The sequence below is a fragment of the Saccharothrix hoggarensis genome, assembly GCF_042678885.1.
Lineage (GTDB): Bacteria > Actinomycetota > Actinomycetes > Mycobacteriales > Pseudonocardiaceae > Actinosynnema > Actinosynnema hoggarensis.
Genome location: NZ_JBHTLK010000106.1, coordinates 1 through 23,335 on the forward strand (window position 1 = coordinate 1; position 23,335 = coordinate 23,335).

A 23,335-nucleotide genomic window follows, 5' to 3' on the forward strand; every position below is an offset into this window, starting at 1 on the left:
CGGCCGGTCACCCGCGTCACGGCGGCCAGCACGTCGGCCACGCTCGCCGGCGTGCCGCCCACGTTGAGCGCCGCGTACCCCTCGCCGCACCGCTCCACCGCCGTCACGAACGCCCGCGCCACGTCCCGCACGTGCACGAAGTCCCGCACCGCCGACCCGTCGCCGAACACCTCCACGGCCGGCAGCCGCCCGGACGCCGCGCCGCACGCCCTGGTGACCAGGCGCGTGTCGTCTACGTCCCCGCCGCTCGCGACGTTGAACAGCCGCAACGCCACCGCGCCGACCCGTCCCGCCGCCGCGGCCCACGCCAGCACGTCCTCGGCGGCGGCTTTCGAGGCCGCGTAGGGGTTGGCGGGCGAGCGGGGGCAGTCCTCGTCGATCACGGCGACGCCGGGCGCGCCGTACACGCCGGCCGTCGACGCCAGCACGAACCTCGGCGGCGGCGACCGCAGCAGGTTCACCGTGCCGCCCACGTTGACGTCGTAGTACCGCACGGGGTCGGCGAACGACTCGCGCACGCGGCCCAGTCCGGCGAGGTGGACGACGGCGTCGAGGTCGCCGAACGCGTCGAGGCCCGCGCACGTCCGGACATCACCCGACAAGGCGACGGGCGTGTGGCCGGCGGCCGCCAACGCCGCGAAGACCACCCGTCCGACGTACCCGGTGGAACCGGTGACCAGAACGCGCATGGGCGTCATCCCAGCACGATCCCCGTGGTCAGCCACTCGACCGGCGGTCATCAATCTGGTGGGAATTGCCCCTAAAGGTGTGGACCGGTGGGGCCGATACAACCCAAGTGAGTTACCCGCATCCAGCCATGCACACGAGCATCGAGGGCGTTCTCGCCGAGTACGCCGTGCACGAGGCCAAGCGGCAGCGCTTCCTGGAGACCGCCGCGGCCATCGTGGCCGCCGCGCCGCCGTCGGTCGACGACACGCTGTTCGGCCTCACCCTCCCCTTCCCCAAGGCCAAGGGCCCCCGCGCCTTCCTGAGCCGGGTTGACCAGGTACTTCGCGACGCCGCTCGATGATCTCGCGCACCCGTCCCTGATCCCATCGGCAAGTTTCATCCGGTCGTTGCCGGACCGTGCTAGGCCGATCCCATCGCCTGCCTCTACAGTGCGTGGCACCCGGCGCTCGCCGGTTGTCTCGTCTGCTTCTCATAAAGCGAGTTCTCGGCGATGGATCATGTCCTTTCCGCGCTTCAAGCGCGCCTCGGCACCCTGTTCGGCGACCGGTTGGTCGTGCTCGCGGGCGGCACTCGGCTGAGTAGTCGCGCCGGTGAGCTGCACCAGCTCGGCGCCCGCCATACGCTCGTGCTCTCGACGGACGACCACGCGCCGCTGCACGACTCGGACGTGGCCCGGTGGGTGCCGCTCGGCATCGCCGGCGGGTTCGTCGCCGTCGAGCAGAACCGGCTCACCAAGCTGCTCACCTCGCCCAACCGCAAGGTCCGCGAGGTGCTGGAGGACTTCGACCCGGACGGCGAGGCGCTGGTGATCAGCACCCCGTACGTCCACACGCCCGAGTTCGCGGGCCGGCCGGTGCTCAACGCCCGCCGCCCCGAGTGGGTGGAGCTGGAGAACAAGACCACCATCGACGCGCTGTGGGACGAGCTGTCCGCGCCCCGCGCGCCCGCCGTCGTGCTCGACCTCGACTTCGACGCCCTGTGGGCGGCCACCCGTCGGCTCGACCGCGGCTCGGGCGTCGTGTGGTCCGGCGACGGTCCCGCGATCAACGGCGGCGCGAACTTCGTCCGCCGCGTCCGCGACCGGCAGGAGGCGCTGGACGCCTTCGAGGTGCTCGCGCCGAAGTGCGACTTCGTCCGCGTGATGCCGTTCCTGGAAGGCATCCCGGTGAGCGTGCACGGGATCGTGTTCCCGGACGGCACCGCCGTGCTGCGGCCGATCGAGATGGTCGTCCCGCGCCGCGCCGGCCAGGCCCGGTTCCTGTACGCGGGGTGCGCGTCGTACTACGACCCGCCCGCCCGCATCCGCGAGGAGATGCGGAACCTGGCCCGCCGGGTCGGCGAGCGGCTGCGCGAGACCGTCGACTACCGCGGCACGTTCACGCTCGACGGCATCGCCACCGCGGACGGCTTCCTGCCCACCGAGATCAACACCCGGTACGGCGGCGCGATGGTGTGCTTCGAGGACGCCCTCCCGCAGCTGCCGCTGTCCCTGGTGCAGGTCGCCCTGGTCGCCGGGCACGACCTCGGGGTGTCGTCCATCGAGTTCGAGGAGCTGCTGGTCTCGGCGGCGGACGACTACCGGCACGGGTCGGTCGGCGCCAACGTCCGCGCGGTGAACCCGAGCGAGGTGGTGGAGCGGTCGATCGTGTTCACCGAGTGGTCGTGCCGGTTCGCCCACCCGGAGGAGACGCCGCACGGCGTGCTGCGCCTGCGCCCGTCACCGCTCGGCGCCCGGCTGGAGCTGGACTTCTTCGCCGACCAGCTGCCTCCCGGCCGTCCCGTGGTCGCGCTGACCGTCGCCGCGTTCGCGCTGGCGGACCAGGAGTGGGGCACCGCCCTCGGCCCGCTGGAACCCGCCGTGCCGATCGCCGACGAGGAGGCCGTCGCCGCGGTCGTGGAGTTCGACGCCGTCACGGCCTGATCGCCGTCGTCGCGTCCCGGCCGCCCTGGTTCCCGGCCGCCCTGGTTCCCGGCCGCCCTGGTTCCCCGGGGCGGCCGGGACGCCGCGACCACCCCGGCGACCACCCGCCGTCACGGTGTGATCGTCACGCCCTCCTGGTCGTCCCCGTAGGCGGCCAGGAACGCGTACCGGTACCCCATCAGCTGCAACGTCACCTCGGGCGGCTGGTTGGGCGGGTACGCCTTGTCGCGGTAGGCGCGCAGCATCTCCGTGTGCCCCTGCGCCGTGACGCGCAGCAGCGCGGGCGTGACCGGCTCGCCGTCCACCAGGTGCAGCACCACCCGGGCGGCCTGGGCCAGCAGCCGCGGCGAGCGGTCCGCCGACGCGATCGCCTCCGCCACCTCCACCACGTGCCGCGGCACGACCTCGGGCACCGCGATGGCCAGCGCCATCGAGCACGCCACCTCCGCGCTCGCCAGGGCGTCGAAGACCTTGGGCGCCCCCTTGGCCACCTCGTACCGCGTCTGGGTGATCCAGTCCGGTGGCCGACGGGGCAGCTCGCGCCCCAGCGCGTTCCACCGGCGGCGGGTGCGCCTGCCGTCGTCGGTGAAACCGGCGCTCGCCAACGCCATCGCGGCCAGCAGGAAAATCACCCGATCGCGACTGTCGGCGGGCACCTGGTAGCTCGCGCCCATCTCGGCCAGGAACGGCACGGCCCACGCGCTGGCCTCGGACACCGTGTCGTCGACGAGCAGCCGGTCCGCGAGGGCCTGACAGGCCACTTCACGGGTCACCCGCTCGCCTCGCACCACCCGTCGCATCAGGTCGTCCACCCCCGCACCGTGGGCGAGAACCGACCAGGGCATGTCCTCCAGTCCACGCAACGGATCCGGCCGTTGCCACGCAGGTGGGAGCTCCATGGCGCGCAAGTTACGCGATTTTCCGGATCGGTACCGGTGGGATCACTCGCCGGGGGGTGGGGTGACCACCGTACGATCGCGCGGTGCGCGGACCCACCTTCAAAGTCGTCGACCTGTTCTCCGGCGCCGGTGGCATGAGCCTCGGCTTCCAAGCGCACCGGGACTTCACCATCGTCGGCGCGGCCGACGCGCAGATCGGCAAGCCGTCGTCCCGGCTGGGGTCGTTGCGCTGCAACGGCATCTACCGCGACAACATCGGCGTCGACCCCCTGCAGGTCGACCTCGGCCGGCTCGACCCGGCCGTGCTGCGGCAGGTCTGGGGCCTCCAGCGCGGTGAGCTGGACGTGCTCGTGGCGTGCCCGCCGTGCTCGGGCTTCACCCGGATCGCCCCGGCCAACCACCTGCGGGACGACCCGCGCAACTCGCTCGTCGGCCGGGTCGCCGCGTACGTGGCCGAGTTCCGGCCGCGGGTGCTGGTGCTGGAGAACGCGCGCGAGCTGGTCAAGGGCAAGCAGCGACACCACCTGGACGGGTTGGCCGAGCAGCTGCTGGAGCTCGGGTACGAAGTGGACGCGAGCACGCACATGCTGTCCCGCTTCGGCCTGCCGCAGCTGCGCGAGCGGGCGATGGTGGTCGCGGTGGACGCGGGCGTGCCGCTGCGGACGCTGGAGGACCTGTGGCAGGGCTGGGAGGTCCGGCCGGGCGCGGTGACCGTGCGGCGGGCGATCGGCAAGCTGCCGCCGGTGGCGGCGGGCGAGGCGCACCCAGAGGACGCGATGCACGTGTCGCCGTCGTTCCGCCGGGACCGGTCGCTGGACCGGATGCGGGCGATCCCGGCCGACGGCGGCTCGTGGGGCGACCTCGTCGGCTCGCCGTCCGAACTGCTGCTGAACCCCGCCCAGCGCAAGATCATCGAAGAGGGCAAGTGGGGTTCGCACCCGGACGTGTACGGCCGGATGTGGTGGGACGAGCCCGCGCGGACGATCAAGCGCGAGTGCGGGCACGTCGGCAACGGCCGTTACGCGCACCCCGAGCAGCACCGGCTGTGCACCGTTCGGGAGATGGCGTTGCTCCAGGGGTTCCCGCGCAAGTTCCGCTTCGACGTGTCGGTGATCGGCAACGCGTACCGCCACCTGGGTGACGCCGTGCCGCCGCTGATCTCGTTCCAGCTGGCGGCGATGGTGCGCTGGATGCTGACCGGTCAGCCGCCGACGGCGCGCGACCTGTGCCTGCCCGGAACGTCGTTGCGGGTGGGCGACATCCGGCCGGTCACGCCGTCCGCGCTGGTCGCGTAGATCACCGTTTGGCAACGGTGTGGCGTCGAAACAGGCGGGCACTGAATACGTGCGTTCCACAGTGGACCCGCTGATCTGCGGAAACGCAAATGGACGAGTATTCGGTGTCCGTTTCGGTCGGCGCCGAAACGGCTGTCCGGCACCGGTTCTCGACAGCGCGTCGAGTCTCGCTGATCATCCACTGTGGACGTCCCACCTGCGTCGCCGCTGCTGGGAGCCAGTGCGACGGAGAGTACTACCCATTCCCCATTCGAGTTAACCCGGTCGGCTAGGGTTCGGACCATTCCTGTCATTTGGTGTCGGAGCGCTCTGCCAGGTAGCTCCCCGAATGGCACGGACCGCCGCCTTGAACCACACCACGGGCTACCCTCGCGAGCCTCAAGGAGACACATGGCATCCCGGTCGACTCTCAAGCGCCTCGGCGCTGCGATCCTCGGCGCCTCGCTCGTGCTGATGTCCGCCCTCCCCGCCGCTGCCGCCGACAAGGTCAAGGTCGAGCCGGACAAGACCGCGGACCAGCCGGGCATGGGCGTGTACCTGGAACGTGACGGCAAGCCGGTGGAGATGCCGCGCCACACGACCGGCAACCCGATCAACGCCGAGCTGATCGGCCTCAAGATCGTGGAAGGCGCCCAGGGCCAGACCGCCCGCGCCTACTGCGTCGAGCTGCCCACGCCCCTCTACGACGGCAAGAAGCTCGAAGAGGTGCCGTGGGACAAGCACCCGAACCCGAACACGAAGTTCAAGGAGAACGCCGGCCTGGTCAACTGGGTGCTGCAGAACAGCTACCCGCACCTGACCGAGGAGCAGGCCGAGGAGCTGTACGGCCTGGGCGACCTCCGGCGCAGCACCATCATCGCCGCGACCCAGGCCGCCGTGTGGCACTTCAGCGACGGCGTGGACCTGCGCAAGGGTGACTCGACCGCCGAGGACGAGGACACCCCCAACGGCTCGATCGACGAGCTGGTCTACAAGGTCTACGAGTACCTGACCACCAAGGCCGTGGACATCAAGGACGTCAAGCCGGACCTCGGCATCGAGCCGGCCCTGCTGAAGGGCGACATCGGCACCACGTTCGGTCCCTTCACCATCACGACCACGGCCGAAGAGGTCGAGCTGATCACCTCGCTGCCCGCCGGCGTCACGCTGGTCAACGAGGCCGGCGAGGCGTTCAAGACCGTGAAGGCGGGCGAGGTGTCCGCGTCGGCTGCGACCAAGGCCGCCAAGGTCTGGGTCAAGGTCGACAAGGGTGTGCAGGTCGGCGAGCTGGACCTGGTCATCAAGGCCGGCGCCAAGCTGCGCTCCGGTCGGCTGTTCGTCTCCGAGAACCCCAAGCAGGAGACCCAGTCCCTGGTGATCGCCACCTCCGAGCCGGTCAACGTCGAGGTCAAGGCGAAGGCGGAGTGGGTCGAGGGCACGGTCGTGACCACCACGACCGAGGCGACGCCGACGACGACCACCACCACGGAGACGACGACCACCACCACCGACGCCCCGGTCACCAGCACCACGGTGCCGGCGGGTGGCGGCGGTGAGGACGACCTGGCCAACACCGGTGCGTCCATCTTCGTGCCGCTGCTGATCGGCATCGGCCTGCTCGGTGCGGGCGCCGGCGCGCTGCTGTTCCTGCGCCGCAAGCGCGCTGCCTGATCCTCCTGCTCGACCGCGAACGGCCCCCCGGGATCTCCCGGGGGGCCGTTCCGTCGTGCGGCGGGTGTCGTGCTGGTCCGTTCGCGAACCCCGCGGGTACCGTTTGCCGCTGGGGACGCGTGGACGGTTCGGGTAACCTGCGTCAGGAGTGCGAAGGAGCACGATGAACTTCGACGAGATCAAGAACAAGGCGTCCGAGCTGCTCGAGCAGAACCACGAGACGGTCGATGCGGGCATCGACCAGGCCGCCGAGTTCGTCGCAGGCAGGTTCGGTCACGAGGACCAGGTCAAGTTGGTGGCCGAGAAGGCCAAGGACATCCTTCCGGGTGGAGCGTGAACTCGTTCAACACGGCTGAGCGGGTCAACCCCTCAGGGGAGACCCGGTCGCCCGCCGCGCAGATGGTGACCTGGCAGGGTTACGACGTCCCCAGGCTGGAGCAGGTCCGCTTCCTGCTCTCGGAGCGCAAGCTCCGCGCCTCGGGCCGCTTGGTGACCGCCGGTCCGGCCGAGCAGTTCAGCGGGTCGTTCGAGGTGTCGGTGGGTGAGACCGGTGCGGTCACCCGCCTGCTGCTGCGGACGTCCACGGTGTCGGAGGAGCGGCAGATCTCGGTCAGCCGGTCGTCGGAGGGCATCTGGCTGGTCGACTCGGGCCAGGGCGCCGAGCGCGCGGACTTCGACGGCGCGGTCGACGTGGACGTCCAGTTCGCCGTCCTGTTCAACGCCATCCCGATCCGCAGGCTCAACCTCCAGCACGAGGAGGGCGACCACGAGATCCCGGTCGTCTACGTCACCCTGCCCGACCTGTCGGTGCAGCTGGTCCGCCAGCGCTACCGCACGGTGACCGTCGGCGAGGACCACTCGGTCGTCTCCTTCACGCACGGCGAGTTCGAGCAGGACATCACCGTCGACCAGACCGGTCTGGTGGTCGACTACCCCCGCATCGCCTACCGCATCTGACCGGGACGGGCGGGTCGGCGGCGCCGAGCCACCGACCGCGCACCCGCACGGCTCGCCGTCCTCACACGCACGGGGCTCGGCACGCTCACGCCCGCGCGGCTCGACACGTCACACCCGCACGGCGATCGCCATGCCCTGGCCGACGCCCACGCACGCCGCCGCCACGCCCAGGCCGCCGCCGCGCGCCCGCAGGTGCCGGCACAGGTCCACGATCACCCGCGGGAACGACGCGCCCAGCGGGTGGCCGTAGGCGATCGCGCCGCCGTGCACGTTCACCTTCTCCCGCTCCACCTCCGGCAGGTGGTGCAGCACCGACAGCGCCATCGCCGCGAACGCCTCGTTGATCTCCCACAGGGCCACGTCGGCCGCGTCGATCTTCAGCCGGGCGAGCAGCTTCCGGATCGCGGACACCGGGGCCAGGGTGAACCGCTGCGGCTCCTCCGCCGTCACGGCCGAACCGAGGAATTCACCCAACGGCGTGATCCCCAACGTGGACGCCATCTCCTCCGAGCCCATCAGCACCGCCGCCGCGCCGTCGTTCAACGGCGACGAGTTGCCCGCCGTCACCGGCCCGCCCTCCGAGAACGCGGACTTCAGCTTCCCCAGCCGCTCCACCGACGTCTCCGGCCGCACGGACTCGTCCCGCCGCACGGGCGCGCCGTCCGGCAGCTGCACGGTGAACGCGAACCCGTCGTGCACGCCCGCGTCCCACGCCGCCGACGCCCGCCGGTGCGACCGCAGCGCGAACAGGTCCATCTGCTCCCGCGTGATCCCCAAGGACACCGCGACGTCCTCCGCCGCACGCCCCAGCGGCACGGTCCACTCGGCCCGCATCCGCGGGTTCACGAGCCGCCACCCCAGCGCCGTCGACACGGCCTCCATCCGGTCGGCGAACGGCTTGTCCGACCGCGGCACCACGAACGGCGCCCGCGTCATCCCCTCCACGCCGCCGGCGACGAGCAGCGACGCGTCCCCGAGCGCCAACGCCCGCGCGGCCTGCACGATCGCCTCTCCACCGGACGCGCAGAGCCGGTTGATCGCGACACCCGGCACGGACGTGGGCAGCCCGGCGAGCAGCGCCGCCATCCGCCCGACGTTCCGGTTCTCCTCGCCCGCGCCGTTGGTGTTGCCCAGCAGCACGTCGTCGATCAGGGCCGGGTCGAGCGAGGGGTGCCGGCGCAGCAGCTCCACGATCGGCAGCGCGGCCAGGTCGTCGACGCGCACGCCGGACAGCCCGCCGCGGTAGCGGCCGAACGGGGTGCGGGCGGCGTCGAGGATGAGGGGGCGCGACATGCGCCCATCTTGTCACCGGCCGACGAAGAACGGGATGTACGCCGAGGTTGGTCGGGTCTCGGCGGACGTGCCGAACATCCGCACCTCGATCATGTGCGGGCCGAGGGACAGGTCCCCGGTGTCCAGCGCGAACCGGTACCGGCCCGCGATGCCGGGTCCGCCGGCCGCGGTCGGCACGACGGCCACCCGCTCGTCGTCCAGCCGCACGCTGAACCCGGCCAGCCCGGCCATCGTCGCGCCCGGCCGCCCCTCGAGGAGCAGGTCGAACACCATCCGGCCGCGCTGCACGGCGGCGCCCTCGGGCACGGTCTGGCCGCTCGCGTCGAGCACCGTCCCCTCGACCCGCGCCAGCTCCGGCTCCGGCCCGATCAGCGGCGTCCGCTCGGTCGACGGCGGCGCGCCGGTGAACGTCCCGGTCAGCTCCAGGTCCGCGTGCGTCGCCTGCAACCGCAGGCCGGTCAGCACGGTCACGGCGAGCTTGCCGTTCGAGACCCGCAACGCCTCCTCGGGCAGGTCCGCCACGACGGGGTAGGCCACACCGGGCCGCCACGGCGTGCCGGCCAGCGCCGGGCGCAGCGGCACGGTCACCCCGGCGACGGACGCGGTGAACGACGGCGCTTCCGGCGACGCGTCGGTGTGCAGCAGCGCCATCCGCAGCTGCCCGCCCGTGACGCCGGGCAACGGCTCCACCCGGCCGGGCGGCGACGCCTCGATCGCCACCGCGACGTCCACCCTGGGCCCCGGCACCCAGGCCGGCGGCCGCGCCTCGGCCGCGTCGAACGCGATCAGGTCCACGGTGGCCCGCTGCCCGGTCGGTCCGGCGACGGACATCAGCGCGGTCGCCTCCCGCCACGTCGGGACGGCCGCGCTGGTCGCGACCACGTCACCGTCGAACACGACCCGCATGCCGTCGCGCCGCAGCACGAGTTCCCACCGGTGGGTGATTCCGGTGTCGAGCGCGGGCACGGCGCGCACGACCTCGGTCGGCGTCCCGGCGGGCACGACGACCTGCACGGACGTCGACCCGGCGCCCGTCGACACCCGCAGCCGCACGGCGTCCGGGGGCAACGCGTCACCACTCACGAGTGACACCGGTCCGGGTACGAGGTCGAGCACCAGCTCACCGTCCGCACCCGGCGCGTCGGTCTCCACCACGAACCGACCCAGCTCGTCGGCGTCGCGCAGCGCGAACGGCGTCCGCGACCGCAGCGTGGCCGGGGCCGCCGCGCAGTTGCTGGTCAGCACGAGCCGCCGGCCGTCGTCGCCCTGGCCGGGGGTGGCCCGCGCGCAGTTCCCCCGCGACGCGAGCCGCCAGCGCGTCGGGTCGGGCGCGTCGTCCTGGTCGAACCGGTCCTCCAGCGCGTAGTCGCCGGCACGGGACGCGTGCGGCGTGCCGGAGCCCGTCGCGGGCGCGGACCGCTGCCCGAACGCGTCCACCGCGAGCACCTCGACCACGTACGTCCGCTCGTCCTCCAGCCCGTCGATCTGCGTCACGGCCTGCGTGATCAGCTTGCTGTGCTGTGGCCGGTCCGTGCCCCACCGCACCTCGTAACCCGGCGCGTCACCCGTCCACCGCAGCTGCAACCGCTGCGGCCCGGACGCCACGGTGAGCCCGGCCGGCTGGTCCGGCGGCGGCCCCGGCGTAGGCACCAGCACGCCGTCCGCGGCGAACGGCGCCAGTGACGTCGGCGGCGGCGGTGACGTGCTGGTCGCGGTGGCCGGTTCGCCGACGCCGGTGGTCCGCAACACGCCGATCACCCCGGCGAACAGCACCACGCCCGCGGCGATGAAGGCGATCCGGCGACGGTCCATGGCGTCAAGCTAGGTGGCCCGGTGACGCAGGTCACTACGTTGTTGCGGAGCCGAGACCTACAGGGGCCGGATGTCGAACACGTCCTCCTGCGATCGGACCTCGCGCCGCTCGTCCACGGGGAACACGCGCACCGCCACGGTGTGGCGGCCGGTGGGCACGTCCGCCAGGTCCACCACGAACTCGTGCCGCCCATGCGCCGACCCGTTCGTGGGCAGGGTGGCCATCCGCTCGCCGTCCAGGTCCACCTCGATGCCCTTGACCGGGGCGATCTCCCGCGCCTCCGGGTCGGGCAGCTCCACCAGCAGCCGCACCTTGCCACCGGCCGGGAACCGCTCGCCGGACGCGGACTCGTGCAGCACGGTCACGGTCGGCGCGGGCACCCGCGGGTCGGGGTGCGCGCGGTCGGTGAGCCGGGGCAGCGGGCGGCGGGCGTCCGGGCCGTCGGCGACGACGAGGTGCGCCCGGTGCGCGGTGACGCGCCCGTCGGACCGCAACCGCACCTTCGGGTTCGCTTCGGGGGAGGGCAGCGGGAAGTCGGCGTAGACCACGGCCGCTTCGGAGCGGTCGAGCCCGTGGAACGGGGGCATGAACACCGCCGGCGCGGACCGCGAGCCCAGCTCCACGGTGACCGGGGCGTCCCGCTCGGCGACCACGGACGCGACCACGCGCACCGACGACGCGCCGGCGAGGCGGGACGAGGCGACGTTGCCCAGGGACGCCGCGCCGTTCTCCTCAGTGCTCGGGCCGAGGGGCACGACGGACGCGGGCACCGGGCCGTCCGGCGCGCCGCCCGCGCCGAACACGTCCACCCTGGTGTTGATGGCGTTCCGGAACGCCACGCGCGGTCGGGCGGACGTCCACGGCAGGGTCACGGCGGCGCGGGCCACCGCTTCGCCGTCGCGCAACGCCACCACGGCGTCGGGGAGGACGCGCAGCTCCCAGCGGTGCCGGACGCCCGCCGTCGGCGGCGGGACCGTGCCGCCGGACGGGACCACCTCGTTCGGCAGCGGCGTCCCGCCGTTGAGGGAGAAGGACGCGCCGAACGGCGTGACGTGCAGGATGACGGAGGACGGCGGGAACGGCGGCGCGAGGTGCGCCAGGTCGTGGAACGGCTCGGGCAGCAGGGCGATCATCAGCTCGCTCTGGCTCGAACCCCGGTCGCGCGGACCGTCCGTGGTGAGCACGACCCGGCCGATCGCGCCGTCGTGCTGCGGCAGGGAGAACCGCATCGGGACGTTCGACTGGAGGTCGACGCGGTCGCAGGTGATCTCCAGCCGCCTGCCGTTGAGCGGGCGCAGGCCGAGGCAGTCGGTGTCGCCGCCGTCGAAGACCCGCCAGCGGCGCGGGCTCAGCGCCTCCGGTCCGTCGAACACGTCGATCGGCGGGACGAGCCCGTCGAGCCACGTCTCGTCGTGCGCGAGGCGGGGCACGGCGCTCGCGGTGACCGGCTCGGACCGGTTGCCCAGGGCGTCCAGCGCGCGGACCTCGACGTGGACGTCGGCGTTCGCGTCGAGGTCGGTCAGCTCGGTCTCCGTGGCCTGCACCAGGCGTGACGTGCCGTTCCAGCGCACCTCGAAGCCGCCGTAGCCGATGCCCTCGGTGGCCGTCCAGCTCGCGCGCAGGCTGGTGCGGTCCAGCGCGGTGAGGGTGAGGTCGGACGGCCGGACCAGGCGTTGGGTGTCGGGGACGTACTCGACGCGGTCGTGCAGGTACCGCTCGAACGCGGTGCTCGGCGGCGGGGGAGCGGATTCGTCGCGCAGCACGACGACCACGCCGCCGAGGAGCGCCAGGCCCCCGACGACGGCGATGAGTCCGCGACGCCGCACCGGTGAACCCTAGGGGGTGCGCGCGAGCACGGTCGTGCCGTTCAGCCCGACGATCCGGCCGCCCGCGGAACCGAGGTCGCGCAGGGCTTCGAGCACGTCGGGCGCGGTCAGGTCGAGCGTGAGGTCGGAGAGTGCCGGCTGGTTCTGCAGCGCCATGCGACCGGCGTGACCGACGTCGATGGTCTTGGCCAGGCCGCCGGTCGAGGCGAGGGAGCCGCGGGCCGCGCCGAGCCTGCCCAACGCGTCGTCCACGGCGTCCAGCAGCGCGCTCCGGTTGCCCTCGCACATGGCGCGGACCAGTTCGGGGCGACTGCCCGCGACGCGCGTGCCGTCGCCGAACGAGCCGGCGGCCAGCGCCAGGGCGAGCGGTCCGCCGTCCGCGCCGACGCTCGCCAGCACGGCCGCGAGGAGGTGCGGCAGGTGGGAGATGCGGGCGACGGCGGCGTCGTGCTCCCGCGCCGTGGTGGGGACGACGTGGGCCTTCGCGGCGAGGGCGAGTTCGGTGACGTCGGTGAGGACGTCGAGGTCCGTGCCCTCGTCGACGGTGACGACCCAGGCGGCGCCCTCGAAGAGGTCGGCGCGGCCGGCGGACCAGCCGGAGGCCGAGGTGCCCGCCATGGGGTGGCCGCCGACGTACCGGGCGTGCGGCGCGACCCGCTCCACCAGGTCGGCGACGGGGCCCTTGACGCTGACGACGTCGGTGAGCCGGACGCCTTCGGGCAGCGCGCGCAGCACTTCCTCCACCGCCGGGAGGGGCACGGCGACGACGACCAGCGCGTCCTGCTCGCGCGCCCGGTCGAGGGCCTCGGCGAGGTCGACGACGTCGTGGCCGTCCGCGCGGGCCGCCTCCGCGTCCGCTCTCGACGCGGTCGCGCCCCAGGCCACGCGCCCCGCTCGGGCTGCCGCGCGCAGCACCGAACCACCGATCAACCCGAGCCCGACCACGCAGACGCTTCGCACGTCGTCCATCCTGCCGGCGCGGGACGCCTCGGCTCCCCGTCCATCCACAGGCCCGGGAGTTGTCCACAGGTCGCGGATCCGCCCTCGCCCCCACCCCGGCTTCCCCGGCAAGGTCGAGGCCATGAACACCACCACGGCCCCGACCCCGCCCGTCCTCCGGTTCCCTTCGCCGGGCGCTACCTCAGCGCGTCCAACGCGAACGCGGTGTAGACGACGACCCCGTGCTCCATGGCGGCCTCGTCGAAGAGCACCCGGCTCGAGTGGTTGGGTTCGGCCTGGGCCAGGTCGACCCCGCGCGGGCAGGCGCCCAGGAACGCCATCGCGCCCGGCACCCGTTGCAGCACGTACGAGAAGTCCTCGGCGCCCATCAGCGGGTCGTCCATGTGGCTCGCCCAGCGCGCGCCGAGGGCCGCCGTCGTGACGTCGAGGACGTGCAGGCCGACGACCTCGTCGTTCACCGTGACCGGGTAACCGGGGATGATCTCCACCTCGGCCGTGCAGCCGTGCGCGGCGGCGACGTGCTCGGCGACCTGCCGGATCTCGCCGTGCACCAGGGTCCTGGTGTCCTCCGACAGCGTCCGGATGGTGCCCTCGACCAGGGCGGTCTCCGGGATGATGTTGGTGGTCGTGCCCGCGGCGATCCGGGCGATGGTGACCACCGCCGGGCGGTGCACGCTGACCCGGCGGGCGACCATCGTCTGCAGCGCGCCGACCATGGCGGCGGCGGGCGGCACGGGGTCGATCGCGTCGTGCGGCATGCCGCCGTGCCCGCCGCGGCCCTTCACCGTGATGTGGAAGGTGTCCGCCGAGGCCATCGTCGGCCCAGGGCGGGAGACGACGACACCGGACTGCAGCGTCGAGGTGATGTGCAGGGCGAACGCCTTCTCCGCCGGCGGGCCCGCCGCGTCCAGCACGCCCTCGTCGAGCATGTGCCGCGCGCCGTGCTGGCCCTCCTCGCCGGGCTGGAACATGAACACGACCTGCCCGGCCAGCGCCTCGCGGCGGGAGGAGAGCAGCCGTGCGGAGGAGGCGAGCATGGCGACGTGCGTGTCGTGGCCGCAGGCGTGCATGGAGCCGTCGACCTCGGAGGCGTACGCGAGGCCGGTCTCCTCTTGGAGCGGCAGGGCGTCCATGTCGCCGCGCAGGAGGACGGTCGGCCCCGGCTTGCCGCCGCGCAGCACCGCGGTGACCGAGCTGCTGGACCGCCCGGTGGTCACCTCCAGCGGCAGGCCGTTCAGCGCGTGCAGGATCGCGGCCTGGGTCGCGGGCAGGTCCAAGCCCTGCTCCGGGTGCCGGTGCACCTGCCGTCGCAACGCCACTGTCCTGGGCTGGAGGGCTCGGGCGGCCTCCACCAACCCGGTGAACCGGGGTTCGGGGGCGGTCGTCGGGGCGTTCGGCAGAGTTGTGCTCATCCCTCGATAGTGGCATCGGACGGCCCCGGCTGCCCGTGGCCGAGGCCCGGTGCTACCGGGTGTGCCGGCGTGGCCCTACGGTGTGCACATGGCACACCAGGAGCCGGTCAACGGCTTCGCTGTCGCGGTGGTTCGTGAGGACGGCCGCTGGCGGTGCAGCAAGATGGACAGCTCAGCGCTGTCGGAGCTCGACGCGGCCATCACCGAGCTGCGCCAGCTGCGCTCGACCGGTGCCGTCTTCGGGTTGCTGGCGGTGGACGACGAGTTCTTCATCGTCCTGCGGCCCGTGCCCGGCGGGGTCGCGCTGCTGCTGTCCGACGCGGCCGCCGCGCTCGACTACGACATCGCCGCCGACGTCCTCGACCTCCTGCGGGTGGACCCGCCGGACGAGGAGGACGACGAGCTGTGGCCGGAGGGCGACCTGGCGATCCTGGCCGACCTCGGCATGCCGCAGCACGAGATGCAGGTGATCGTGGACGAGGTGGACCTGTACCCGGACGAGCAGCTGCAGATGATCGCGCAGCGGTGCGGCTTCGGCGACGAGTTCGTCAAGCTGCTGGACAGCATCCAGGCGTGACCAGCGGCGCGCCTTACGAGCCGCTGGTCGAAGCGGCCCTGGAGATCGCCGCCGAGGCGCCGCGGACCGGCGATGTCCCGATCGGCGCCGTCGTCTTCGGCCCGGACGGGACGGAGCTGGCGCGCGCCTGCAACGCCCGCGAAGCCCTCGGCGACCCGACCGCGCACGCCGAGGTCCTCGCGCTGCGCGCGGCGGCCGAGGTCCACGGCGACGGCTGGCGGCTCACCGGCTGCACGCTGGCCGTGACCGTCGAGCCGTGCACCATGTGCGCCGGCGCCCTCGTCCTCGCCCGCGTGGCGCGGGTGGTCTTCGGCGCCTGGGAACCGCGCACCGGGGCCGTCGGCTCCCTGTGGGACGTCGTCCGCGACCGCAGGCTCAACCACCGTCCCGAGGTGGTCGGGGGAGTCCTGGAGGAGCGCTGCGCGGCGCTCATGGAGTCGTTCTTCGCGGACCTCTGACGGCTCGCGGACCCCGGTTAGGTCGGCGAGCGGCGGTCTTGTATTGTTCTCGGCGGTGGCGTGTCCGAGCGGCCGAAGGAGCACGCCTCGAAAGCGTGTGAGGTGCAAGCCTCCGTGGGTTCAAATCCCACCGCCACCGCTGCTCAGAGCCCCGGTTGCCGATCATGGCAACCGGGGCTCTGGCGTTCCGGCCTTCGGCCCCCGGCTTCGGCTCTCCGGCTACCGGTTCCGGCGTGTCGGCTCACCGCTCCCAGCCCCGCGCCTCACCGACTTCAGCCGTCCTGAGGTTCCGGCGGCTCCAGTGGCCCCGTTCTCCGGTCTGCCAACCTTCGGTTCAGGTGGCTCCGGTGGTCGCGTTCCCCGGTCCGCCGACCTTTGCGCCGGCCTCCCGCCCTCAGGTGCCGCCCCGTGCGCTGAGTGGCGGGATCAGCGGGAATTCACACCTGCGGTGGAGATTGGTCATTCGATCGAGTGGGACGGTCGATGTCGGGGGTTCGGTGGTCGTCCCGAAGGTATCCGCGTGCTCTGGCAACAACCGGAGCCACAAGGAAGAAGGACGGCACATGAAGACGACGAAACGTCTCGTCGTGGCCGCGGTGCTCGGCATGGCCTTGGTGGGTACCCCCGCGCTGGCGGACACGAGCGGATCGGTGGCGCAGGACGGCGTCGCCGTGGCGCAGGTGCAGAACGAGGACGACGGCGGCGGCAGCAGCGGCAACTGGGGCCTCCTCGGTCTCCTCGGCCTGCTGGGTCTGGCCGGCCTGGCGGGTCGCAAGAAGCACCAGGTCGACCCCGGCCGCGCGATGCACGACCGCTGACCGCGCGACCACCGGTCGACGGCGGTCGTGACGTGCTCGTCAACCGACGTCGAGGTGGTGTGCGATGCGTTTCGGGAACACGGAAGTGCGGTTCTTGGGTGGCGGCCCTGGTTGCCTCACGATGCTGCTGGTGTCGGTGGTGGTCTCCATCCTCCTCACGGTGCTGCTGAACGTCCTCTTGTGACGCCCGTGAGGCGGTGGCGCGCACCGCCGCCGCACCGCCGCCGCGCGCCGCGCCTCCACCGCGCGGCCGACCTGCCTCGACCCGCACAGGGGCGTCGGTCCGACCTCGTCAGGTCGGGCCGACGCCCCTGTCATGTGTGCCTTGTGCCGCGCCGGCGCTGGGAGGGCCACCGGCGGGACACGGCCATGACCCTACCCTAGTGTCGAACACACGTTCGAGTGAGGCAGAATGGTCAACCGTTAGTGACGGTGTCTTCCGCCGTTCACTCGATCCGGGGAGGATGCGCGGACCCGCCAATTTCCGGAGGACCCGTTGAGACCCATCCCGCTGCGCGTCGGATTGGCGGTCACCGCCGCCTCGGCCGTGACGCTCGCCCTGGCCACGCCGATCCACGCGGCCCCCAGCCCGGACGCCCTCATCGCCGAGGTCTACGGCGGCGGCGGCAACTCCGGCGCGACGCTGACCCGGGACTTCGTCGAACTGGCCAACCGCGGCGCGGCGCCGGTCGCCGTCGCGGGCTGGAGCGTGCAGTACCTGCCGGCGAGCGCCAGCGCGACCAGCCAGTGGCAGGTCACCCCGCTGACCGGCTCCATCGCGCCCAACGGCCGGTTCCTCGTCGCGCAGGCCAAGGGCTCCGGCGGCACGGTCGAGCTGCCCACGCCGGACGCCACCGGCACGACCGCCATGGGCGGCTCCGGCGGCACGGTCGCGCTCGTCTCCGACACCGCCGCGCTGACCTGCAAGACCACCGCCGACTGCGCCGCCGACGCGCGCATCCGCGACCTGGTCGGCTACGGCACGTCCACCGTCGTCCGGGAGACCGCGCCGACCGCGAACCCGGGCAACACGACGTCCGCCGCCCGCACCGCGCTGACCGACACCGACGACAACTCGGCCGACTTCGCCATCGGCGCGCCGACGCCCGTCAACACCAAGGGCGAGGGCGCCGGCAACCCCGACCCGGACCCCGAGCCGCAGCCGGGCGACAAGCGCATCCGCGACATCCAGGGCACCACCCGCCTGTCGCCGCTCGTGGGCCAGAAGGTCACCGGCGTGCCCGGCGTCGTCACCGCGACGCGTGCCACCGGCGACCGCGGCTTCTGGTTCCAGGACACCGCGCCGGACGCCGACCCGCGCACCAGCGAGGGCGTGTTCGTCTACACCGCGGGCCTGACGCCGACCGTCGAGCCGGGTGACGAGGTGCTGGTCTCCGGCACCGTCGCCGAGTACCGGCCGGGCGGCGACGCGGCGAGCAACTCCAACCAGACGCTCACCGAGCTGACCGGCGCCACGGTCACCGTCAGGTCCAAGGGCAACGCCCTGCCGACGCCGGAGGTCCTGACCCCGCCGGCCGGCTACCTGCCCACGGCGGGCGGCGGCAGCATCGAGGCGCTGGCGCTCGACCCGGCGACCTACGGCCAGGACTACTACGAGTCCCGCGAGGGCATGTACGTCCAGGTGAACGACGCCCGCGTGGTCGGCCCGTCGAACAGCTTCGGCGAGGCGTGGATCACCACGCTCCCGGCCCAGAACCCGACGCCCCGCGGCGGCACGATCTACCTCGGCTACGACCAGCCCAACAGCGGCCGGATCAAGGTGAAGGCGGGCGTCGCCACGCCGCCGACCAGCAACGTCGGCGACGTGTGGCGCGGCGCGACGGTCGGCAACGTCGAGTACACCAACTTCGGCGGCTACACCCTGGCGACGAAGACGGTGGGCGAGCACGTGCCGGGCGGCATCACGCCGGAGCAGACGGACGCGCAGCGCAACCACGAGCTGTCCGTGGCCACGTACAACGTGGAGAACCTGGCCGCCACCAACGAGCAGGCGAAGTTCGACCGCCTCGCCGCCGCCGTGGTGACCAACCTGAAGAGCCCGGACGTCGTGGTGCTGGAGGAGATCCAGGACAACAACGGCCCGACCGACGACGGCACGGTGGCGGCCGACGCGACGTTCGCCAAGTTCACCGACGCCATCGTGGCCGCGGGCGGCCCGCGCTACCAGTGGCGGCAGATCGACCCCGTGAACAAGCAGGACGGTGGCCAGCCGGGCGGCAACATCCGGGTGGCGTTCCTGTTCAACCCGGCCCGGGTGTCCTTCGTGGACCGCCCGGGCGGCGACGCCACGACCGCCGTGTCGGTCGTCCGGCAGCACGGTCGCGCCGCGCTGTCGGTGTCGCCGGGCCGCATCGCCCCCGCCGACCCGGCGTGGGAGAACAGCCGCAAGCCGCTGGTGGGCGAGTTCAAGTTCCGCGGCCGCACGGTGTTCGTGGTCGCGAACCACTTCAACTCCAAGGGCGGCGACCAGGCCATGCACGGCCGCTACCAGGAGCCCGTGCGCGGTTCCGAGGTGCAGCGGGCCCAGCAGGCCGCGCTGGTGAAGGCGTTCGTGGACCAGGTCAAGGCCGTCGACCGGGGCGCGAACGTGGTCATCGCGGGCGACATCAACGACTACCAGTTCTCCCCGGCCGTCCACACCCTGACGGCGGGCGGCGACGTGGTGGCCCTGATGGACACCCTGCCCGCGAACGAGCGGTACAGCTACGTGTTCGAGGGCAACTCGCAGACCCTCGACCACATCCTGATCAGCGCCAACATCACCCGGTACCGCTACGACGTGGTGCACATCAACGCGGAGTTCGCCGACCAGGCGAGCGACCACGACCCGCAGGTCGTGAAGCTGCGCCCGAGCACCGGCAACGCGAACGTCGACCGGCTGCTGTTCCAGCTGGAGGACGTCGTGGAGCACCTGCCGAGGTCGTAGACCGGAGCAGTGCGGAGGCCCCCTCGGACGCGAAGTCCGAGGGGGCCTCCTCCTTGCCGGGGGACTACGGGACGTCGGTGCACTCCGCCGACGCGGGCAGGTTGGCGTACTGGTCACCCACGAAGTAGATGGCGCTGGACCACAGCGTGCCGCCGCCCTCCCTGCCGACGTTCAGCCAGACGTCGTTGGTGTAGCCGAAGTCCGTGACCGACTGGCCGTGCACCCAGCAGAAGACCCCGACGCTCGTGCGTGCCGTGATCCGGCCGCCCGGGCCCTGGACGCACGTCGTGGAGGGGCAGATCCGGATGTTGACGTCGTGCCACGTCACGGCGGTGTACTGCGGCGCCTGGGCCGCCGCGGCCGCGCCGGTCGACGGCGTCCCGGCCACGACTTCGCCCACCGGCGGGTTTCCCGCGACGACTTCGCCCGCCGGCGGGTTTCCCGCCACGACTTCACCCGTGGCGGCGGCCTGCCCGGCGAACAGGCCCACGGCCAAGGCGGCCACGGCGACGGCGGTCTTGACGATCCTCATGTGCGTCCTCCCAGTGATCACGGTCGATCAGCCGGTAAACGCGTTCGGTGACGTCCCGCGTTGCGCCGGACCCGAAGAACGATCAGAGCCCCGGTCACCTGACGGTGCCGGGGCTCTGAGCCGCGGAGGATACGGGATTTGAACCCGTGAGGGGGTTAACCCAACACGATTTCCAGTCGTGCGCACTAGGCCGCTATGCGAATCCTCCGTGGCGGAGTCTAACGGAGGCCCCGTGCGCCACCCAAAACGGGTGGTCGGTCCGGTAGGCCGGGGCACTTGCATCGGTGATCAATAGGTTCGGTTAGCCTTGCCTAATGAAACGTGGTCTCGTCATCGCCCTGTCCGCACTCCTCCTGTCCGCGTGCGGAAGCGGTGGGGGTGCGGGTGGGGGCGAGCAGGCCGCGGCCGGGGTGACCGTCGACACGCGGTTCGGGGTGGTGACGATCGAGGAGCCGCCGACGCGGGTCGTGGCGCTGGGCTGGTCCGACGCGGAGACGGCGCTCGCCCTGGGCGTGCGGCCCGTCGGCGCGAGCGACTGGCTGGGGTTCGGCGGCAAGGGCGTGGGGCCGTGGGCCGAGGACTTGTACACCGAGGCGCCGAAGCTGCTCGGCACCACGGAGATCGACTACGAGGCCGTGGCGGCGCTGCAGCCCGACCTGATCCTCAACACCCGGTCGGACAACGACGAGAAGAAGCACGAGACGCTGTCCAGGATCGCGCCCACGATCGGCGCGCCGAAGGACGTCATCCCCTACGGCACGACGTGGCGGCAGCAGGTCGAACTGGTCGCGAAGGCCCTGGGCAAGCCGGCCGAGGGCGAGAAGATCATCGCCGACCTGGACGCGAAGTTCGCCGCCAACCGGAAGTTCGACGGCAAGACCGCCGTCGTCGGCGCGCACTTCGACGGAAAGTTCGGCGCGTACGTGTCCGGCGACGCCCGCGCCGACTTCCTGAAGGCCCTCGGCTTCACCCCGCGCCAGGACGTCGAGGCGCTCGCGGCCGGCACGTTCTACGTGGACATCTCCGCCGAGCGGCTGGACCTGCTCGACGCCGACCTCACCGTCCTGTTCCCCATCGGCGGTGACGCGTCGGCGATCAGGTCCAACCCGCTGGTGCCGGAGAAGGCGCTGGTCCTGGACGACGAGAACCTGGTCAACGCCTTCTCCAGCGGCTCGTCGCTCGGCACGGCCTACGCGCTCGACCACGCCGTCCCGCTGTTCACCGCGGCGCTGGGCTGACGGGCCGGGGAACCGGGCGGACCCCTAGCAGAACCAGCCGTCCTGCACCCAGCCGTTCGCGTTGATGTGCCCGTAGGCGAAGCCGTAGATGTAGCTGCCGGACTTCGGGCCCTTCACGAGGAACGTCTGGCCCCGGTAGAGGGTGCCCATCCACGGGCCGTCGTTCGGCGCGGTGCGGACGTAGAGGTCGTTGGCGCACACGGTCTCGCGTTCGCCGATGGTGCCGTTGGCGGCCTGGGCCGGGCTCGCGGTGACGAGCAGGGCGGCCGCGGCGATCAGGGCTGCGGTCGCCTTCACCACGAGTCGTACCCCCCGATGCACTCGATCCGGATGTAGCCCCAGTCGTTGGGGCCGTAGTCCATGCTCGCCGCCCAGCCGTTGTAGACGGGGTGGGCGCCCGGGGTGTGGCCGATCTTGTTGCCGTACGCCAGGGTCCGCTTGTACTCGACGGGACCGACGGCGTGGTTGTAGTTGCCGTAGAAGCTGGCGGACTGGCAGATGACGATGGCGTGCCGCGGCGGGACGGGTTCGGCGGCCGCGGTGGTGGCTCCGAGCATCAGGGCGGTGCACGCGAGGACGAGAGCCCTCATGTAGTTCCTCCTTCACCGGTTAGTGCCACTATCCAGTGAAAGTTTCCCGTGCCGGGAGTGGGTGGCGACAGGGCCGGTAGGGCGACCGGCTACACTCGGAACCGGACCTCGTGCGGCACACATCTCGCGAACCTCCCCAGGGCCGGAAGGCAGCAAGGATAAGCGGGCTCTGGTGGGTGCACGGGGTCCCCTTCTTTGTCGGACCCTCCCGGTAAGGTGCCCGACGTGGCGCTCGCCCTCTACCGCAAGTACCGTCCGGCCACCTTCGGCGAGGTGGTCGGCCAGGAGCACGTCACCGAGCCGTTGCGCACCGCCCTCGGCGCCGGCCGGGTCAACCACGCGTACCTGTTCTCCGGGCCGCGCGGCTGCGGCAAGACGTCCAGCGCCCGCATCCTGGCCCGCTCGCTGAACTGCGTGAACGGCCCCACGCCCGACCCGTGCGGCGAGTGCAACTCGTGCGTCGGCCTGGCGCCCAACGGCCCCGGCAGCGTCGACGTCGTGGAGCTGGACGCGGCCAGCCACGGCGGCGTGGACGACGCCCGCGAGCTGCGCGACAAGGCGTTCTACGCGCCCGCCGAGGCCCGCTACCGGGTGTTCATCATCGACGAGGCGCACATGGTCACCACGCAGGGCTTCAACGCCCTGCTGAAGATCGTGGAAGAGCCGCCCGAGCACCTGATCTTCATCTTCGCCACCACCGAGCCGGACAAGGTGCTGCCCACCATCCGCTCGCGCACGCACCACTACCCGTTCCGGCTGATCCCGCCGAGCGCGATGCGGGAGCTGCTGGAGCGCAACTGCGCCGCCGAGGGCGTCGCGGTCGAGCCGTCCGTGTTCCCGCTGGTCATCCGCGCGGGCGGCGGGTCGGCCCGGGACACCCAGTCGGTGATGGACCAGCTGCTGTCCGGCGCGGGCCCCGAGGGGGTGCGCTACGACCGGGCGATCGCGCTGCTCGGCGTGACGGACGTGGCCCTGATCGACGACGTCGTGGACGGCCTCGCGGCGGGCGACGGCTCGGCGGTGTTCGGCACGATCGACCGGTTGGTCGAGGCCGGGCACGACCCGCGCCGGTTCGCCTCCGACCTCCTCGACCGGCTGCGCGACCTGGTGCTGCTGCACGCCGTGCCGGACGCGGCGGAGCGCGGCCTGGTGTCCGCGCCGGACGACGAGGTCGTCAAGATGCTCGCCCAGCGTGACGCGACCCGGCCCGCGACCGTCACCCGTTGGGCGGAGATCCTGCACCAGGGGTTGACGGAGATGCGCGGCTCGACCGCACCCCGCCTGCTCCTCGAACTCGTGACCTCGCGGATGCTCCTGCCCTCGGTCGGTGACCTGGAGTCCGGCCTGTTGCAGCGCGTGGAGCAGCTGGAGCGCCACGGCCCGCCCGCCGGCGGTGGCGCGTCGGCGGCCGGCGCGCGGGAGCCGAAGTTCCAGCGGCCCTCGCAGCGGTCCGCCGAGC

General features: G+C 72.5%; 22 protein-coding genes, 2 tRNA genes and 1 other RNA gene. 14 read left to right on the forward strand and 11 right to left on the reverse strand.

The genetic code is table 11. The annotated features are described in order from the left end of the window. A partial coding sequence (locus tag ACFQ3T_RS20090; RefSeq protein ID WP_380724849.1) for an NAD-dependent epimerase/dehydratase family protein occupies nucleotides 1-689 on the reverse strand: 689 nt, incomplete at its 3' end. A 128-nt stretch (nucleotides 690-817) separates the two neighbouring features. Between ACFQ3T_RS20090 and ACFQ3T_RS20095 the strand changes: the two genes are divergently transcribed. Both ACFQ3T_RS20095 and ACFQ3T_RS20100 read left to right on the forward strand, forming a co-directional pair. Continuing rightward, a complete protein-coding gene (locus ACFQ3T_RS20095; protein WP_380724850.1) occupies nucleotides 818-1,030 on the forward strand; it encodes a hypothetical protein in 213 nt (70 codons plus the stop codon). A 150-nt stretch (nucleotides 1,031-1,180) separates the two neighbouring features. Beyond that, the gene (locus tag ACFQ3T_RS20100) at nucleotides 1,181-2,611 is read left to right on the forward strand and encodes a hypothetical protein (protein ID WP_380724851.1); all 1,431 of its coding nucleotides are present in this window, start codon (nucleotides 1,181-1,183) and stop codon (nucleotides 2,609-2,611) included. A gap of 110 nt (nucleotides 2,612-2,721) precedes the next feature. On the opposite strand, the gene ACFQ3T_RS20105 is transcribed toward ACFQ3T_RS20100, so the two are convergent. Beyond that, entirely contained in the window at nucleotides 2,722-3,456 is a 735-nt protein-coding gene (locus ACFQ3T_RS20105) for a hypothetical protein (RefSeq protein WP_380724852.1), read from the reverse strand. Nucleotides 3,457-3,593: 137 nt separating this feature from the next. Between ACFQ3T_RS20105 and ACFQ3T_RS20110 the strand changes: the two genes are divergently transcribed. From ACFQ3T_RS20110 to ACFQ3T_RS20125, 4 genes are all read left to right on the forward strand, one after another. After that, nucleotides 3,594-4,805 (forward strand): DNA cytosine methyltransferase, encoded by a 1,212-nt coding sequence (locus tag ACFQ3T_RS20110; RefSeq protein WP_380724853.1) that lies wholly within the window; start codon nucleotides 3,594-3,596, stop codon nucleotides 4,803-4,805. 390 nt (nucleotides 4,806-5,195) lie between these two features. Further along, a complete protein-coding gene (locus ACFQ3T_RS20115) occupies nucleotides 5,196-6,455 on the forward strand; it encodes a thioester domain-containing protein (RefSeq protein ID WP_380724854.1) in 1,260 nt (419 codons plus the stop codon). A gap of 163 nt (nucleotides 6,456-6,618) precedes the next feature. Then, a complete protein-coding gene (locus ACFQ3T_RS20120; RefSeq protein ID WP_380724855.1) occupies nucleotides 6,619-6,792 on the forward strand; it encodes an antitoxin in 174 nt (57 codons plus the stop codon). Next, the gene (locus ACFQ3T_RS20125) at nucleotides 6,789-7,412 is read left to right on the forward strand and encodes a putative glycolipid-binding domain-containing protein (protein WP_380724856.1); all 624 of its coding nucleotides are present in this window, start codon (nucleotides 6,789-6,791) and stop codon (nucleotides 7,410-7,412) included. Before ACFQ3T_RS20120 ends, ACFQ3T_RS20125 begins: the two co-directional genes overlap by 4 nt. A gap of 108 nt (nucleotides 7,413-7,520) precedes the next feature. On the opposite strand, the gene ACFQ3T_RS20130 is transcribed toward ACFQ3T_RS20125, so the two are convergent. The 5 genes from ACFQ3T_RS20130 to ACFQ3T_RS20150 all read right to left on the reverse strand — a co-directional run bounded on the left by ACFQ3T_RS20130 (nucleotide 7,521) and on the right by ACFQ3T_RS20150 (nucleotide 14,716). Beyond that, a complete protein-coding gene (locus tag ACFQ3T_RS20130; protein WP_380724857.1) occupies nucleotides 7,521-8,705 on the reverse strand; it encodes a thiolase family protein in 1,185 nt (394 codons plus the stop codon). A gap of 12 nt (nucleotides 8,706-8,717) precedes the next feature. Then, a complete protein-coding gene (locus ACFQ3T_RS20135) occupies nucleotides 8,718-10,517 on the reverse strand; it encodes a hypothetical protein (RefSeq protein ID WP_380724858.1) in 1,800 nt (599 codons plus the stop codon). Between the two features lie 57 nt (nucleotides 10,518-10,574). Continuing rightward, nucleotides 10,575-12,344, reverse strand: a complete 1,770-nt coding sequence (locus ACFQ3T_RS20140; RefSeq protein WP_380724859.1) for a hypothetical protein — start codon at nucleotides 12,342-12,344, stop codon at nucleotides 10,575-10,577. Between the two features lie 9 nt (nucleotides 12,345-12,353). Beyond that, on the reverse strand, nucleotides 12,354-13,304 hold the full coding sequence (locus ACFQ3T_RS20145) for a prephenate dehydrogenase (protein ID WP_380724860.1): 951 nt from the start codon (nucleotides 13,302-13,304) through the stop codon (nucleotides 12,354-12,356). 176 nt (nucleotides 13,305-13,480) lie between these two features. Further along, nucleotides 13,481-14,716, reverse strand: coding sequence for a M20 metallopeptidase family protein (locus tag ACFQ3T_RS20150; RefSeq protein ID WP_380724861.1), 1,236 nt, complete (start codon nucleotides 14,714-14,716; stop codon nucleotides 13,481-13,483). An 88-nt stretch (nucleotides 14,717-14,804) separates the two neighbouring features. On the opposite strand from ACFQ3T_RS20150, the gene ACFQ3T_RS20155 reads away from it, so the two are divergent. From ACFQ3T_RS20155 to ACFQ3T_RS20175, 5 genes are all read left to right on the forward strand, one after another. Further along, entirely contained in the window at nucleotides 14,805-15,293 is a 489-nt protein-coding gene (locus ACFQ3T_RS20155) for a tRNA adenosine deaminase-associated protein (protein ID WP_380724862.1), read from the forward strand. Beyond that, on the forward strand, nucleotides 15,290-15,751 hold the full coding sequence (locus tag ACFQ3T_RS20160; protein ID WP_380724863.1) for a nucleoside deaminase: 462 nt from the start codon (nucleotides 15,290-15,292) through the stop codon (nucleotides 15,749-15,751). Before ACFQ3T_RS20155 ends, ACFQ3T_RS20160 begins: the two co-directional genes overlap by 4 nt. A 54-nt stretch (nucleotides 15,752-15,805) precedes the next feature. Further along, nucleotides 15,806-15,890, forward strand: a tRNA-Ser gene (locus ACFQ3T_RS20165). Between the two features lie 424 nt (nucleotides 15,891-16,314). After that, a complete protein-coding gene (locus ACFQ3T_RS20170; protein WP_380724864.1) occupies nucleotides 16,315-16,569 on the forward strand; it encodes a WGxxGxxG family protein in 255 nt (84 codons plus the stop codon). Nucleotides 16,570-17,065: 496 nt separating this feature from the next. Then, complete coding sequence (locus tag ACFQ3T_RS20175; RefSeq protein ID WP_380724865.1) at nucleotides 17,066-19,516, forward strand: endonuclease/exonuclease/phosphatase family protein; 2,451 nt, start codon at nucleotides 17,066-17,068, stop codon at nucleotides 19,514-19,516. A 64-nt stretch (nucleotides 19,517-19,580) separates the two neighbouring features. Here the strand turns inward: ACFQ3T_RS20175 and ACFQ3T_RS20180 are convergent, their stop codons facing one another. Both ACFQ3T_RS20180 and ACFQ3T_RS20185 read right to left on the reverse strand, forming a co-directional pair. Next, nucleotides 19,581-20,048 carry a hypothetical protein gene (locus ACFQ3T_RS20180; RefSeq protein ID WP_380724866.1) on the reverse strand — a complete coding sequence of 156 codons (468 nt, stop codon included), beginning with the start codon at nucleotides 20,046-20,048 and terminating at the stop codon, nucleotides 19,581-19,583. Nucleotides 20,049-20,171: 123 nt separating this feature from the next. Next, nucleotides 20,172-20,256 (reverse strand) — tRNA-Ser (locus ACFQ3T_RS20185). 106 nt (nucleotides 20,257-20,362) lie between these two features. On the opposite strand from ACFQ3T_RS20185, the gene ACFQ3T_RS20190 reads away from it, so the two are divergent. After that, entirely contained in the window at nucleotides 20,363-21,286 is a 924-nt protein-coding gene (locus ACFQ3T_RS20190) for an iron-siderophore ABC transporter substrate-binding protein (protein ID WP_380724867.1), read from the forward strand. A gap of 24 nt (nucleotides 21,287-21,310) precedes the next feature. On the opposite strand, the gene ACFQ3T_RS20195 is transcribed toward ACFQ3T_RS20190, so the two are convergent. Together ACFQ3T_RS20195 and ACFQ3T_RS20200 are read right to left on the reverse strand one after the other, a co-directional pair. Then, on the reverse strand, nucleotides 21,311-21,583 hold the full coding sequence (locus ACFQ3T_RS20195; RefSeq protein ID WP_380724868.1) for a hypothetical protein: 273 nt from the start codon (nucleotides 21,581-21,583) through the stop codon (nucleotides 21,311-21,313). Beyond that, the gene (locus ACFQ3T_RS20200) at nucleotides 21,580-21,876 is read right to left on the reverse strand and encodes a hypothetical protein (protein ID WP_380724869.1); all 297 of its coding nucleotides are present in this window, start codon (nucleotides 21,874-21,876) and stop codon (nucleotides 21,580-21,582) included. Before ACFQ3T_RS20200 ends, ACFQ3T_RS20195 begins: the two co-directional genes overlap by 4 nt. Nucleotides 21,877-21,975: 99 nt before the next feature. Between ACFQ3T_RS20200 and ffs the strand changes: the two genes are divergently transcribed. Together ffs and ACFQ3T_RS20210 are read left to right on the forward strand one after the other, a co-directional pair. Then, nucleotides 21,976-22,072: signal recognition particle sRNA small type (ffs, locus tag ACFQ3T_RS20205), an RNA gene on the forward strand. 29 nt (nucleotides 22,073-22,101) lie between these two features. Continuing rightward, a partial coding sequence (locus ACFQ3T_RS20210) for a DNA polymerase III subunit gamma and tau (RefSeq protein WP_380724870.1) occupies nucleotides 22,102-23,335 on the forward strand: 1,234 nt, incomplete at its 3' end.